Raw genomic sequence first — 13,694 nt, forward strand, 5'->3', positions numbered from 1 at the left:
GGGTGATGTCGCCCAGGACGCCGGAGCGTCGGACCTGTGGAGAACCGATCAGCCGCCGAGCGCGCGCAGCCAGGTGCGACGCGCCTCGAGGGCCTCCTTGGCCTGCGCTACGGCGCGCTTGTCGCCGCGGGCTTCGGCCTCGGCGACCTCGGCCTCGAGCTTGTCGATCGCGTCGGTCAGCTGACGCGTCATGTCGTTGGCGCGGGCCTTCTGCTCGGGATCGTTGCGCTTCCAGTCGGCGTCTTCGCGCGTGCGCACGCTCTGCTCGATCTTGCGGAGCTCGTCGTCGAGGGTGCGTTCCTTGTCGCGCGGGAAGATGCGTCCGATCTCGTCCCACTGACGCTGGATCGCGGTCAGTTTCTGACGGGCGGTCGCGAGGTTCTTCTCGTCGACGATCGTGGCCGCCTCCTCGAGAAGAGCGCGCTTCTGCTCGATCTTCTCGATCGACGCCTCACTCTCCGCGGACTCGCGCTCGATGCGCGCCCCGTAGAGGGCGTCGCCGGCGGCCTTGAAGCGCGCCCACAGCGCGTCATCGACCTTGCGGCCCGCACGTCCCGACGCCTTCCACGCGTCGAGCAGGTCGCGGTAGGCGTTGATCCCGTCTTCGCCGCGCGGAGCGAGCGCCTCGGCACGCTCGACCAGACGCGTCTTGGCCTCGCGGGCGGACTTGTGCGTCTCATCGAGCGACGAGAAGAACTCGCGGCGGTGACGGTCGACCGTGGCGCGTGCGTCGCGGAAGCGACGCCACAGCTGCTGGGCGGTCGACTTCGACAGGCGCGGGCCGTTCTGCTGGTGTGCCTGCCACCGGTCGAACAGCGCCGTCATGTCGGCGGTCATCTGCTTCCACTGCACGGTCTGCGGATCGCGGGCCGCGAGGGCCTCGGCTTCTTCGACGATCGCGGTGCGCTCGCGCACGGCTTCTTCGCTCGCCTGCTTGGCGGCGACGGCCTCGGTCTCACTGGCCTCGGCGAGTTCGGCGGTGAGGGCGTCGACGCGGGCGATGAGGGCGGCCAGATCGCCCACGGCCGCAGCGCCGTCGAGCTTCGCGCGCAGCGTCTTCGCGGTGGAGCGCAGATCGGACGCCGATGCACCACCGCGGCGGTGACGGGTCTCGATCAGCGTGACCTCGCCGGCCAGGTCGGAGAACTTGCGCTGGAAGTACGCGAGGGCCTCGGCGGGCGTGCCGTCGGGGTACTGGCCGACCTCGCGCCAGTCGTCTCCTTCGCGGACCGACACGGTGCCGTCGTCGTCGACGCGACCCCACGGCGGGGTCGTGGTCTTCGACGCCGTCGCCCCGGGGGGCGGTCCGGGCAGACGGGGGCCGGGGCGGGCCGCCGGCTGTGCGGGGGAGGGTGCGGCGGGAGCCGGCTCGGCATCCTGCGCGGATTCCGCGTCCGCAGCGGGCTCGTCAGCGGCCGTCTCGGTGTCGCCGGCGGGCTCGGCGTCGATTGCGGCGGCGGTCTCGGGCTCCTGGGCCTCGGCCTCGGCTGCGGTCTCCGCATCGGCGACGGGCTCGTCTGCGACCGTCTCGACGTCGGCGACGGGCTCGTCTGCGACCGTCTCGACGTCGGCGACGGGCTCGCCCTCGAGCGATTCGGCGGCGGCGGCCTCGTCGTCCGGGACGGGCTCGCCCCCGGCGCTCGGGTCGCTGTCGGGCACCGCGTCGGCGGCGACACCGGCGGCGGAAGCCGTCTGCTCACCGGCGGTGGAGACGTCGTCGGTCAGCACCTCGGTCGTGGAGGAATCGTCGGCCTCGACGTTGCTCGCGGCGTCGCGCGGGTCGGAGGTCTCGGGGGTGGAAGCGGAAGACACGAATAGCACCTCATCGCGGCAGAGCCGCCTGGGGGAGAAGGACCCTCCGAGCCTAGTACGAGCGGCCCCGTCGACACAGGATCAGGGTGCGGTGGACTCCGTGGCATCCGGTGCCGGGGTCGCCGGGGTCTCGGTCGCGGGGGTGCTCGGCGCGGGGGTGCTCGGGGCAGGGGTCGACGTGGGCTCCGGCGCGGGCATCCCGGGTCCGGCGACGAAGTAGGCGGTCTGCGCACCGATCGCGCCGAGGATGACGACGAGGCCCACGACGGGCGCGATCGCATTGTCGCGCGTGCGCCGGCGTCCCTGCCGTTCGTGCAGCTCGACGCGAGCCTGGTAGGCGCGGGCGCGCTCACGCTGCTCCCGCGTCTGTCGATCATTTCCGCGCGTCGCCACGTCGACCTCCTCTGCCCGTCCGGACTCGTCGATCCTACAAACACCGGAACCGTCGTCTCCTCGTCCGCCCACCGCGGGCGGCGGCGGGGACGGGTCCGTTGTCGGAGCCCCCGGTTAGCCTTGAGCGGTGACCCCTTCTTCGGCGCTCTTCCAGGGCCAGACGCCGCTCGCCGTGCGCATGCGGCCGGCGAGCCTCGACGAGGTCGCCGGGCAGGGACATCTGCTGCGTCCCGGTTCACCACTCGTCACCCTCGCCACGACGGACTCCTCGGCATCCGTCTCCGCCGTCTCCGTCATCCTGTGGGGTCCGCCCGGCACGGGCAAGACCACGCTCGCCCAGGCGATCGCCCGGTCGTCGGGGCGGCGTTTCGTCGAACTGTCCGCGATCACGGCGGGCGTGAAAGACGTGCGCGAAGTCATGCAGGAGGCCCTGACGCAGCGCGACCTCTACGGACAGTCGACGATTCTTTTCCTCGACGAGATCCACCGCTTCACCAAGGCGCAGCAGGACGCGCTGCTGCCGGGTGTCGAGAACGGGTGGGTCGTGCTCATCGCCGCGACGACCGAGAACCCCTCGTTCTCGGTCATCTCGCCGCTGTTGTCGCGCTCGCTCCTGCTGACGCTGCGCCCGCTCGGCGACGACGACCTCGGAGCGCTCGTCGACCGCGCCGTGCGCGATCCGCGGGGCCTCGCCGGAAGGGTGGAGCTCGACGACGACGCCCGCGCCGCCCTGGTACGCCTGGCCTCGGGAGACGCCCGCCGAGCGCTCACCGCCCTCGAAGCGGCCGCCGCCGTCGCGGGAGACCTCGACGCGGGAGCCCCCGCCCCCGCCGCAGGCGAGACCGACGACGACGAAGACGAGGACCCCCGTACGGATGCCGGTGACGGCACCGCACCCCCGACGGTCATCACGGCCGATCACATCGCCCAGGCCGTCGATCGCGCCCTCCTGCGCTACGACCGCCAGGGCGACGAGCACTACGACGTCATCAGCGCGTTCATCAAGTCGGTGCGCGGCTCCGACCCGGATGCGGCGATCCACTACCTCGCGCGCATGATCGAGGCCGGGGAAGACCCGCGTTTCATCGCGCGTCGCCTCGTGATCTCCGCCGCCGAAGACATCGGCATGGCCGACCCCCAGGCGCTGCAGATCGCCGTCGCCGCCGCCGACGCCGTCGCCTTCATCGGCATGCCCGAGGGACGCATCCCCCTCGCCGAGGCGACCGTCTACCTCGCCACGACAGCGAAGTCGAACGCGGCGTACAACGCCATCAACGCCGCGATCGCCGACGTCCGTGCGGGGGGCTTCGGCCGCGTGCCGATGCACCTGCGCGACGCGCACTACCCCGGTGCGAAGCGTCTCGGCCACGGCAAGGGATATAAGTACGCCCACGACAGCGAGATCGGGATCGTGACGCAGCAGTATCTTCCCGACGAGCTGCGCGGCCGCCGGTACTACGAGCCCACGAACCACGGCGCCGAGCGCGACGTATCGACGCGGCTGGAGAAGATCCGTCGCATCCTCGACGGCACCTGAGCGCCGCACCCGGGCCTTCCGGTGGGCTCTGATAGCATGAACCGGCTCGAAACAGGGTTTTCGGGCATCCCCTCCTTCCTGTGATCACCTTCCGGTGCGCCCCGGCGTGCGCTTCGGATCGGGCGGAAGGGGGCGATACGCCCGTGAGCCGTGAAAGGCGCGGCCACGTCATCGGAAGGAGAACTTCGTGACCACGAAGTCTCAGGACCGCCGCAAGGTGCGTCTGTCGCGCGCCCTCGGCGTCGCACTCACCCCCAAGGCCGCCCGCTACCTCGAGAAGCGTCCCTACGCTCCCGGCGAGCACGGCCGCACCAAGCGCAAGGCCGACAGCGACTACGCCGTCCGTCTCCGTGAGAAGCAGCGTCTGCGCGAGCAGTACGGCATCCGCGAGAAGCAGCTGCGCATCGCGTTCAACGAGGCCCGCCGCACCGACGGCCTGACCGGTGAGAACCTGGTCGAGCTGCTCGAGATGCGTCTGGACGCCCTCGTCGTGCGTTCGGGCTTCGCCCGCACCACCGCGCAGGCTCGCCAGCTCGTCGTGCACCGCCACATCATGGTCGACGGTCAGCTCGTGGACCGCCCGTCGTTCCGCGTCAAGGCCGGTCAGCTGATCCACGTCAAGACCAAGAGCGAGGGCCTCGAGCCCTTCCAGGTCGCCGCCGCCGGTGGTCACGCCGAGGTTCTGCCCCCCGTTCCGGGCTACCTCGAGGTCGACCTCTCGACGCTGCAGGCGCGCCTGCTCCGTCGTCCCAAGCGCGCCGAAGTGCCCGTCACCTGTGACGTGCAGCTCGTCGTCGAGTACTACGCCGCCCGCTGATCCAGCGAGCAGAGAAGGGCGTCGGGGTTCCCCCGGCGCCCTTCGTCGTTTCGACTCGCGCTCCTGCGCGGAGCGCACGGCGGCGAGGCCCGCGTCCCACAATCCTCCGCATCGACTCGCGCGCGGTGCACAGGGGCCGTCGCCTACGATGAAGGATGCCGCGAACGCGGCGTCGTATCGAGGAAGAAGTGGTGATCGTGAAAAGCCTCGTCTGGTTCGCGTTGGGTATCGCCGGCGGATTCGTCGCCGCCCACCTCGTCAACAAAGACCCCCGCGGGCAGGAGCTGCTCGCGCAGCTCGACTCCCGCATCGGCGAGTTCACCGACCACATGAGCGATGCCTACCACGAGCAGGAGACCCGCTTGTCGGACATCCTCGACGACGCCAAGGGTGTCGCCGCCTCGGCGGCGGGTCACGTCGCGGAAGCCGTGGACCACGCCACCGACGCCGTCGGCAGTGCCGCCGCCGCGGCCAAGAAGACCGTTTCGCCCTCCGACTGACCTCTCTGCGACCTCCGCCCCGCCGCCGCGGGACGAGGCGCGCACGCGCACGGAAAGACCCGCCATGAAAACCGCCGAGATCGCCCAGCGCTTCCTCGACTTCTTCGAGAAGAAGAATCACACGATCGTCCCTTCGGCCTCGCTCGTGACCGACGACCCGGCCCTGCTCTTCACCGTGGCGGGCATGGTGCCCTTCATCCCGTACCTCAGCGGCGTCGTGCCGCCGCCCTACCCGCGCGCGGCGGACGTGCAGAAGTGCATCCGCACCAACGACATCGAAGAGGTCGGCAAGACCCCGCGCCACGGCACCTTCTTCCAGATGCTGGGCAACTGGTCGTTCGGCGACTACTTCAAAGAGGACGCCATCCGTTTCGCGTGGGAGCTGCTGACCAGCCCCGAGTCGGAGGGCGGTCTCGCCTTCGACCCGAAAGACCTGTGGGTCACCGTCTACGAAGAGGACGATGAGGCGCACGACCTCTGGCGCTCCCTCACCCCCCTGCCCGAGGAACGCATCCAGCGACTCGGCAAGGACACGAATTACTGGTCGACCGGCCTCCCAGGCCCCGCGGGCCCCTGCTCGGAGATCTTCTTCGACCGCGGACCCGACTACGGCATCGACGGCGGTCCTGCCACCGACGACGACCGCTACGTCGAGATCTGGAATCTCGTGTTCATGCAGTACGAGATCACGAACGTCCGCTCCAAGTACGACTTCGACATCGCCGGCGAGCTCCCCGCGAAGAACATCGACACCGGCATGGGTCTGGAACGCATCGCGTTCATCAAGCAGGGCGTCGACAACATGTACGAGACCGACCAGGTGCGCCCGGTGCTCGACCTCGCGGCGACGCTCGCGAACAAGTCCTACGGCCACGAGTCCCACGAAGACGACGTGCGTCTGCGCATCGTCGCCGACCACGTGCGCTCCTCCCTCATGCTGCTCGCCGACGGCGTGACCCCCTCGAACGAGGGTCGCGGCTACATCCTGCGCCGCATCATGCGCCGTGCCATCCGCTCGATGCGCCTGCTGGGTGTCGAGGGCGCCACGTTCCCCGAGCTCTTCGCCGCGTCACGCGACGCGATGAAGGAGTCCTACCCCGAGGTCGAGGCGGACTACGCCCGCCTCTCGGCCTATGCCATCGCCGAGGAGCAGACCTTCCTGCGCACCCTCGCGGCCGGGTCCGCCATCCTCGACCAGTCCGTCGCCGAGGCGAAGACCGGCGGCGGCACCACCCTGTCGGGATCCGAGGCGTTCCTCCTCCACGACACCTACGGGTTCCCCATCGACCTGACCCTCGAGATCGCCGAGGAGGCGGGCCTCACCGTCGACCGCGGCTCCTTCGACCAGCTCATGCTCGAACAGCGCACCCGAGCCAAGGCCGACGCCCGTGCCCGTAAGGGCGCCATCGCCGATCAGAGCGCTTACCGCGAGTTCCGCGCCCTCGGCGAAACGGTGTTCACCGGCTACACCGAGCTGGAGACGGAGTCGAAGGTCCTCGGCATCCTGATCGCTGGTCACGGCACCGATCGCGCCTCCGAGGGCCAGATCGCCGAGATCATCACCGCCGAGACCGCCCTCTACGCCGAGTCGGGCGGGCAGGTCGCCGACAAGGGCTCCATCGTCGGCCCCGGCTACGCGCTCGAAGTGCTCGACGTGCAGCGTCCGGTGCCGGGCCTGATCAGCCACACCGTCGAGGTCACCACCGGCGAGGTGTCGGTCGGCGCCCCGGCGACGACCGTCGTCGACGCACTGAACCGCCACTCGGCCCAGCAGGCCCACACCGCGACGCACCTCGTGCACGCCGCGATCCGCGACACCCTGGGCAAGACGGCGACGCAGACCGGTTCGCTCAACCGCGCCGGCTACATGCGGTTCGACTTCAGCTGGGGCTCCGCCCTGTCGCCCGAGACCCGCACCGAGATCGAGGACATCGCCAACAACGCCGTGCGCGACAACCTCGAGGTGACCACGCGCGTGATGTCGCTCGACGAAGCCAAGGCCGCGGGCGCCATGGCGCTGTTCGGTGAGAAGTACGGCGACACGGTGCGCATGGTCGACGTCGGCGGACCCTGGTCGCGCGAACTCTGCGGTGGCACCCACGTCGCCCGGAGCTCCGAGATCGGTCTGGTCAACCTCGTCGGCGAACAGTCGGTCGGGGCCTCCAACCGGCGCGTGGAAGCCCTCGTCGGCCTCGACGCCTTCCGCGACCTCGCCGCCGAGCGCGCGATCGTGTCGCAGCTGTCGACATCGCTCAAGACCCCTCGCGAGCAGTTGACCACCCGCATCTCGGAGCTGGCGGCGAGCCTGAAGGCCGCCGAGAAGAAGATCGCCGCCTTCGAAGCGCAGGCCCTCACCGGGCGACTGCCGCAGCTGGTCGAGTCGGCCGTCGCCGTCGGCACGGTCCGCGTCGTCGCCCAGAGCCTGGGCGAGGGGGCGTCGGCCGACGACGTACGCTCGCTCGCTCTGCAGGTGCGCGACCGCCTGGGCTCCGACCCCGCGGTCGTCGCCCTGGCCAGCGTCACCGGCGGTCGCGCCACGGTCGTCGTCGTCACGAACGACTCCGCTCGCGAACGCGGCCTGGCCGCAGGCGCTCTGGCGAAGGGTGCCGCCGGCGTCCTCGGCGGAGGCGGCGGCGGTCGCCCCGACGTGGCCCAGGGCGGGGGAACGGATGCCGCGGCCGTGCCGCAGGCCCTCGAGGGCATCGTCGCGGACGTGCGGGCGACCACCGCGTGACGGCGTTCCGGCGCGGCATCCGGTTGGGGATCGATGTCGGGCGCGCCCGTGTGGGCGTGGCGCGGTCGGACCCCGACGGGGTGCTCGCCGTTCCCGTCGAGACGGTGCCGCGAAAGGGCGAACCGGTGCGTCGCATCGCGGCCCTCGCGGCCGAGTACGAGGCGTTCGAGGTGCTCGTCGGTCTGCCGCTGAACCTCCGCGGAGAGGACACGCCGTCGACGACCGACGCACGGGGCTTCGCGGAAGCGCTCGCGGCGGCCCTGCCGATGCCCGTGAGGCTCGTCGACGAGCGTCTCAGCACCGTGTCGGCGCACAGCGTTCTGCGAGAGGCAGGCCGTTCCCAGCGTGACTCTCGTAGCATTGTTGACCAAGTCGCCGCTGTGGTGCTGCTGCAGCAGGCGCTCGACGTGGAGCGACAGTCCGGTGAGCCGGCCGGACCCGCCGTATCACCGGGACAGGAGCCCGCCTGACATGCCCGAGAATCAGCCGCCCGAGAGCGATCCGTTCGCCGACCTCTACGGGCGTCTGCCCGACCCGCGCAAGGGGGCACGCGCCGACGACGCTCCGCCCTCGCGCCGCGCCGCCCGCGAGGCCCGCGCGGCCGGAGGCGATGCACCCGCCGCCCCGGAGAACGCGGGGCCCGACGCCGCTCGTCGAGCCCCCGACGACACGCCGTCCGCCCCCGCCCCCGGCGAACCCGCACCTATCCCAGACGCTCAGGTCGCCGGCTCCGACGCCGGGACCTCTCCGGAAGCCGCACTGCGACCCGCCGTCCGCAGCAGCGACCCGGCATCCGGCATTGAGCCCCGAGACGTCCCCTCCCGTCCGCGCGACGCCGCGCCGGCCGCGGGATCGCGCCGCACCGTGGGCGGACGCGAGGCAGCGCCCGGTCCGCGCCGAGGCAGTGCCCCGTCGCGCGACGTCGACTCCACGCGCGAGGACTCCGCGCGCGAGCCCGCGCTCGTGGGCGTCGGTGCCGCCTCCGCCACCGCGACATCGGCCCCGGGGCCGGCGGCATCCGGATCCCTCGAGCAGCTCTTCACGGGCCAGACCACCACGCACGACATCGGTCAGGCCGCGCCCCGGCCGTCGCGGAAACGCCGACACGTCGGCCGGTGGATCGCCCTCGCCGTCGTCGTCCTCCTGATCGGCGGCATCGCCGGCGGCGGGATGGCTCTGTGGAACACCTACGGCGACCGCGTGCAGGCCTTCCTCGGTGAGGAAGAACCGGTCGACTTCGAGGCCGGACAGGCCACCGGTGAGACCCGCGTCACGATCGTCGCGGGCGACACCGGCGAATCGGTCTCCCCGAAGATGTTCGAGGCCGGCGTCACGAAGGCGTCGAACTCGCTGTACAAGTACATGGTCGACAACTCGGTCGCCTTCACCTTCCAGCCCGGGGTGTACAAGCTGCAGCAGCAGATGACCTCCGAAGCCGTGCTCGCCGCCCTCCGCCTGCCCGAGAACCGCCTCGACTACTCGGTGCAGCTGCGCGAGGGACTGACGCTCGCGCAGTCGCTCGATCTCATCTCCGAGCAGCTCGGCCTCGCACGCGCCGACCTCGACGCGGCCGTCGCCGACCCGTCGCAGTACGGCGTGCCGGCCTCCACGCTCGAGGGCTGGATCTTCCCTGCCACGTACGACTTCGACGAGGGTGTCACCGCCACGCAGGTCATCGACACGATGGTCAAGCGCACCGTGCAGTCGCTCGACGCCGCGGGTGTGCCCGAGGCCGACCGCGAGCGGATCCTCATCATCGCCTCGATCATCGAGCGGGAAGCCCGCAGCAGCGAAGACTTCTACAAGGTCTCGCGCGTCATCGAGAACCGTCTCCAGCCCTCCAACCAGGAGACGTTCGGCAAGCTCGAGATGGATTCCACGGTCCAGTACGGCGCCGGGGAGATGGGCAGCGGAACGGTCAGCACGTCGGAGGAGGCGCGAAACAGCGACAACCCGTGGAACACCTACATGTACCCGGGCCTGCCGATCGGACCCATCGCGAACGCGGGCGATCTCGCGATCGACGCCGCGATGAAGCCCGCCGACGGCCCGTGGCTGTACTTCGTGACGGTCAACCTCGACACCGGCGAGACCGTCTTCACCTCGACGTACAGCGAGCACGAGAAGGCGGTCGCCCAGTGGCGGGCGTGGTGCTCCGACAACCCGAACTCGGGATGCTGACCGGCCCCACGCGCCTGGCCGTCTGGGGCGACCCGATCTCGCACTCGCGGTCGCCCCGGCTGCACGCGGCGGCGTACGGCGTGCTCGGGCTGGACTGGGAGTACGGGCGCCGGCAGGTGACGGCCGACGCGTTCGCCGATCACCTCGCCGACCTGGATGCCACCTGGCGCGGTCTCTCGCTCACGATGCCGCTGAAGACGGTCGCCGCGCGGACGGCCCGATCCCTCGACAGTGACGCGCGCCGGACGGGCGCGGTCAACACCTTCCTGCTCACCGACGACGGACCGCACGGCTTCAACACCGACGTCGGGGGACTCGCCCGCGCCCTCGCGGAGATCGGCGTGCACGCACCGGGCGCGGTGCGCGTGCTGGGCGCCGGGGCGACGGCCACGTCGGCCGTCGTCTCCGCCGCCCGCGTGGGCGCGCAGCTCATCGAGGTGCGCGCACGCCGCCCGGAAGCCGCCGAGCCCCTCCGTGCGCTCGGCGATGCGCTCGGCGTGGAGCTGAGCGTCCGCGCGATCGACGACGACACGATCGATTCGGTCGACGCCACCATCGCCGCTCTCCCCGGAGGGACCGACCTCGGCCCGGTCGCCGACCTCCTGGCATCCGGATCCGGTCCCCTCGTCGACGTCGTCTACGGCGGATGGCCCACGCCCCTCGCCCAGGCGTGGCGCCGTGCCGGCGTCGCCGCGCACGACGGTCTCGGAATGTTGCTGCACCAGGCGCTCCTGCAGGTGCGCGTCTTCGTGCGGGGCGACCCCGATCGCCCGCTCGACGGCGAGGACGCGGCGCTGTCCGCGATGCGGACCGCGCTCGTGGGAGACTAGGGGAATGCTTCGCGTTCTCACGGCCGGCGAGTCCCACGGCCCCGAACTGATCGCCCTCATGGAGGGGATGCCGGCCGGCGTCCCCGTCTCATCCGCGCAGATCCGCGCCGAACTCGCGCGGCGCCGCCTGGGTTACGGTCGCGGGTCGCGGATGAAGTTCGAGGAGGACGAGCTCACGCTCTCGACCGGCATCGTGCACGGCTTCACGATAGGAAGCCCGATCGCCCTGCGCATCGGCAACACCGAGTGGCCGAAGTGGACCGAGGTCATGAGCCCCGAACCGATCGAGCTGTCCGACCGTTCGCGCGGCCGCGGTGCGGCCCTCACGCGTCCGCGTCCGGGCCACGCTGATCTGGTGGGCATGCAGAAGTACGGCTTCGACGAGGCGCGTCCGATCCTCGAGCGCGCCTCCGCCCGCGAGACCGCGGCGCGCGTCGCCCTCGGCGCCATCGCGCGGTCGTTCCTGAACGAGCTCGGTATCCGCCTCGTGAGCCACACCCTCTCGATCGGCCCCGTGCGCGTGCCCGACGACGCCGCGTTCCCGACCCCCGACGACGTCGACCTGCTCGACGCCGACCCGCTGCGCTGCTTCCACCCCGAGACCAGCGCCGCCATGGTGGCCGAGGTCGACGACGCCAAGAAAGCCGGTGACACGCTCGGCGGCATCGTCGAGGTGCTCGCCTACGGCCTGCCGCCGGGGCTGGGCTCGCACGTGCAGTGGGATCGCCGACTGGATGCCAAGCTCGCGCACGCCCTGATGAGCATTCAGGCCATCAAGGGCGTCGAGGTCGGCGACGGCTTCCTCACCACGACCCGTCGCGGGTCGCAGGCCCACGACGAGCTGTTCGCCACGGGGGAGGGCATCACGCGCTCGTCCGACCGCGCGGGCGGCACCGAGGGCGGGATGTCGACCGGCACCGTGCTGCGCGTGCGCGCCGGCATGAAGCCGATCGCCACGATCCCCAAGGCCCTGCGCACGGTCGACGTCGCCACCGGCGACACCGCCGCGGCCCACCACCAGCGATCCGACGTGTGCGCCGTGCCGGCCGCCGGCGTCGTGGCCGAGGCGATGGTCGCGGTCACCCTCGCGGACGCCGTGCTCGACAAGTTCGGCGGCGACAACATCGTCGAGACGCGTCGCAACCTCGAGACCTACCTCGCGAATCTGCCCGAGACGCTGCGCACGACCGACGCGTCCGACGCGGGGCTCCTCGCGCATGACCTCGCCTGAGGTCGCTCCCGACGCGGCGCCCGGGTCGGCCGTCGTGCTCATCGGACCGATGGGTGCGGGCAAGACCAGTGTCGGCCGCCGCGTCGCCCGCGCGCTGGGCACGCCGTTCACCGACACCGACAAGCTCGTCGTACGCGACCACGGGCCCATCCCGGCCCTGTTCGTCGCCCACGGCGAGCCCCACTTCCGCGCCCTCGAACGAGAAGCCGTGGCCGAGGCTCTCGCCCGCGGCGGAGTCGTCGCCCTCGGCGGCGGCGCCGTGCTCGACCCGGTGACCAGGGACCGGCTCACCGCCCACCGCGTGGTGCTGCTGACCGTGGCGCCGCATGTCGTGGCATCCCGGATCCACGGCGACGAGCGTCCGCTGCTCGGCGGCGAGGACCCCGTCGCGCGCTGGCAGCGCATCTACGACGAGCGGAGATCCGTGTACGAGCGGACCGCCGACATCACCTTCGACACCTCGTCGGGACCGCTCGTGCGCGTCGTCGACGACATCGTGGCCTGGGCACGCCGTGTGCCGGCCGGAGAGACGGCATGACCGACACCACCACCATCAGCGTCGCCGGCGACGCCGGCTACGACATCACGATCGGCCGCGGACTGCTCGCGTCGCTGGGCGAGAAGCTGCCCGCGGCGGCCCGCAAGGTGCTCGTGGTGCACCCGCCGACCCTCGCGAAGCAGGCCGAGGCGCTGCGGGCGCAGCTGATGGGCGACCGGCAGGTGCTGCTCGCCGAGATCCCCGACGCCGAAGCCGGCAAGCGCGTCGAGGTGGCGGCGTTCTGCTGGCAGGTGATGGGCCAAGCGGACTTCACGCGCACCGACGTCGTCATCGGGTTCGGCGGGGGATCCGTCACCGACCTCGCCGGCTTCGTCGCCGCGACCTGGTTGCGCGGTGTCGCCCTCGTGCAGGTCCCCACGACCGTGCTCGGAATGGTGGATGCCGCGGTGGGCGGGAAGACCGGGATCAACACCGCCGAGGGCAAGAACCTCGTCGGCGCGTTCTGGCCCCCGACCGCCGTGGTCTGCGACCTCGACCTGCTCGACACGCTGTCGAAGAACGAGGCGACCGCCGGATTCGCCGAGGTGGTGAAGGCCGGGTTCATCTGGCATCCGGAGATCCTCGACCTCATCGAGGCCGATCCCGAGGGCATCGTCGACCCGCGCGGCGATGCGTTCCGCCGGTGCATCGAACTGGCCGTCGACATGAAGGCGCGCGTCGTGGGCGAAGACCTTCGCGAAGCGGGGCTGCGCGAAGTCCTCAACTACGGGCACACGCTCGGCCACGCGATCGAGCACGCCGAGCGCTACCGCTGGCGCCACGGTGCCGCGATCTCGGTCGGCATGGTGTTCGCAGCCGAGCTGTCGCGCCTGGCCGGGCGTCTCTCCGACGACGTCGCGCAACGCCACCGCACCGTTCTCGAATCGCTGGGATTGCCGACGACCTACCGCGCCGGGGCGTTCCAGACGCTGAAGGCCACCATGCAGCGCGACAAGAAGAGCCGCGGAGCGATGCTGCGTTTCATCGTGCTCGACGATCTGGCGCGCCCGACCGTGCTGCAGGCGCCCGACGAGTCGCTGCTGTTCGCGGCGTACCAGGAGGTCGGGGCGTAGCTCGCACCGCGTCGGGCTGTCGCGCGAGAGTGCGGGGGTCGCGCCACG

At 71.4% G+C, this 13,694-nt stretch carries 12 protein-coding genes; 10 read left to right on the forward strand and 2 right to left on the reverse strand.

All coding sequences use genetic code 11. The features are described from left to right. Window positions 1–48 precede the first annotated feature (48 nt). Both QRO03_RS10500 and QRO03_RS10505 read right to left on the reverse strand, forming a co-directional pair. The gene (locus QRO03_RS10500; RefSeq protein WP_285137529.1) at window positions 49–1,314 is read right to left on the reverse strand and encodes a DUF349 domain-containing protein; all 1,266 of its coding nucleotides are present in this window, start codon (window positions 1,312–1,314) and stop codon (window positions 49–51) included. Window positions 1,315–1,893: 579 nt separating this feature from the next. Then, window positions 1,894–2,205, reverse strand: coding sequence for a dioxygenase (locus QRO03_RS10505; RefSeq protein WP_285137446.1), 312 nt, complete (start codon window positions 2,203–2,205; stop codon window positions 1,894–1,896). A gap of 127 nt (window positions 2,206–2,332) precedes the next feature. On the opposite strand from QRO03_RS10505, the gene QRO03_RS10510 reads away from it, so the two are divergent. The 10 genes from QRO03_RS10510 to aroB all read left to right on the forward strand — a co-directional run bounded on the left by QRO03_RS10510 (window position 2,333) and on the right by aroB (window position 13,646). Further along, the gene (locus tag QRO03_RS10510) at window positions 2,333–3,742 is read left to right on the forward strand and encodes a replication-associated recombination protein A (RefSeq protein ID WP_285137447.1); all 1,410 of its coding nucleotides are present in this window, start codon (window positions 2,333–2,335) and stop codon (window positions 3,740–3,742) included. A 187-nt stretch (window positions 3,743–3,929) separates the two neighbouring features. Further along, on the forward strand, window positions 3,930–4,559 hold the full coding sequence (gene rpsD, locus QRO03_RS10515) for a 30S ribosomal protein S4 (protein WP_285137448.1): 630 nt from the start codon (window positions 3,930–3,932) through the stop codon (window positions 4,557–4,559). A 155-nt stretch (window positions 4,560–4,714) separates the two neighbouring features. Continuing rightward, entirely contained in the window at window positions 4,715–5,059 is a 345-nt protein-coding gene (locus tag QRO03_RS10520) for an ATPase (protein ID WP_285137449.1), read from the forward strand. 64 nt (window positions 5,060–5,123) lie between these two features. After that, window positions 5,124–7,793 carry an alanine--tRNA ligase gene (alaS, locus tag QRO03_RS10525; RefSeq protein WP_285137451.1) on the forward strand — a complete coding sequence of 890 codons (2,670 nt, stop codon included), beginning with the start codon at window positions 5,124–5,126 and terminating at the stop codon, window positions 7,791–7,793. Further along, entirely contained in the window at window positions 7,790–8,263 is a 474-nt protein-coding gene (gene ruvX, locus QRO03_RS10530) for a Holliday junction resolvase RuvX (protein WP_285137452.1), read from the forward strand. The genes alaS and ruvX overlap by 4 nt, the downstream gene beginning before the upstream one ends. Window position 8,264: 1 nt before the next feature. Beyond that, entirely contained in the window at window positions 8,265–9,974 is a 1,710-nt protein-coding gene (mltG, locus tag QRO03_RS10535; protein WP_285137453.1) for an endolytic transglycosylase MltG, read from the forward strand. Then, window positions 9,941–10,804 (forward strand): shikimate dehydrogenase family protein, encoded by an 864-nt coding sequence (locus QRO03_RS10540; RefSeq protein ID WP_350224133.1) that lies wholly within the window; start codon window positions 9,941–9,943, stop codon window positions 10,802–10,804. The genes mltG and QRO03_RS10540 overlap by 34 nt, the downstream gene beginning before the upstream one ends. Window positions 10,805–10,808: 4 nt before the next feature. After that, window positions 10,809–12,035: a chorismate synthase gene (aroC, locus tag QRO03_RS10545; RefSeq protein WP_285137454.1), complete on the forward strand. Its 1,227-nt coding sequence runs from the start codon at window positions 10,809–10,811 to the stop codon at window positions 12,033–12,035. Beyond that, complete coding sequence (locus QRO03_RS10550) at window positions 12,022–12,573, forward strand: shikimate kinase (RefSeq protein ID WP_285137455.1); 552 nt, start codon at window positions 12,022–12,024, stop codon at window positions 12,571–12,573. The genes aroC and QRO03_RS10550 overlap by 14 nt, the downstream gene beginning before the upstream one ends. Further along, complete coding sequence (gene aroB, locus QRO03_RS10555; protein WP_285137456.1) at window positions 12,570–13,646, forward strand: 3-dehydroquinate synthase; 1,077 nt, start codon at window positions 12,570–12,572, stop codon at window positions 13,644–13,646. Before QRO03_RS10550 ends, aroB begins: the two co-directional genes overlap by 4 nt. Window positions 13,647–13,694 lie beyond the last annotated feature (48 nt).

Origin of the sequence: Microbacterium sp. lyk4-40-TSB-66 (assembly GCF_030209475.1) — a bacterium.
GTDB lineage: Bacteria > Actinomycetota > Actinomycetes > Actinomycetales > Microbacteriaceae > Microbacterium.

Excerpts from the sequence above, each read along its gene's own strand:
- QRO03_RS10520 (WP_285137449.1), top strand. The coding sequence starts at position 4,715 with ATGCCGCGAACGCGGCGTCGTATCGAGGAAGAAGTGGTGATCGTGAAA.
- alaS (WP_285137451.1), top strand. The coding sequence starts at position 5,124 with ATGAAAACCGCCGAGATCGCCCAGCGCTTCCTCGACTTCTTCGAGAAG.
- mltG (WP_285137453.1), top strand. The coding sequence starts at position 8,265 with ATGCCCGAGAATCAGCCGCCCGAGAGCGATCCGTTCGCCGACCTCTAC.
- aroC (WP_285137454.1), top strand. The coding sequence starts at position 10,809 with ATGCTTCGCGTTCTCACGGCCGGCGAGTCCCACGGCCCCGAACTGATC.
- QRO03_RS10550 (WP_285137455.1), top strand. The coding sequence starts at position 12,022 with ATGACCTCGCCTGAGGTCGCTCCCGACGCGGCGCCCGGGTCGGCCGTC.
- aroB (WP_285137456.1), top strand. The coding sequence starts at position 12,570 with ATGACCGACACCACCACCATCAGCGTCGCCGGCGACGCCGGCTACGAC.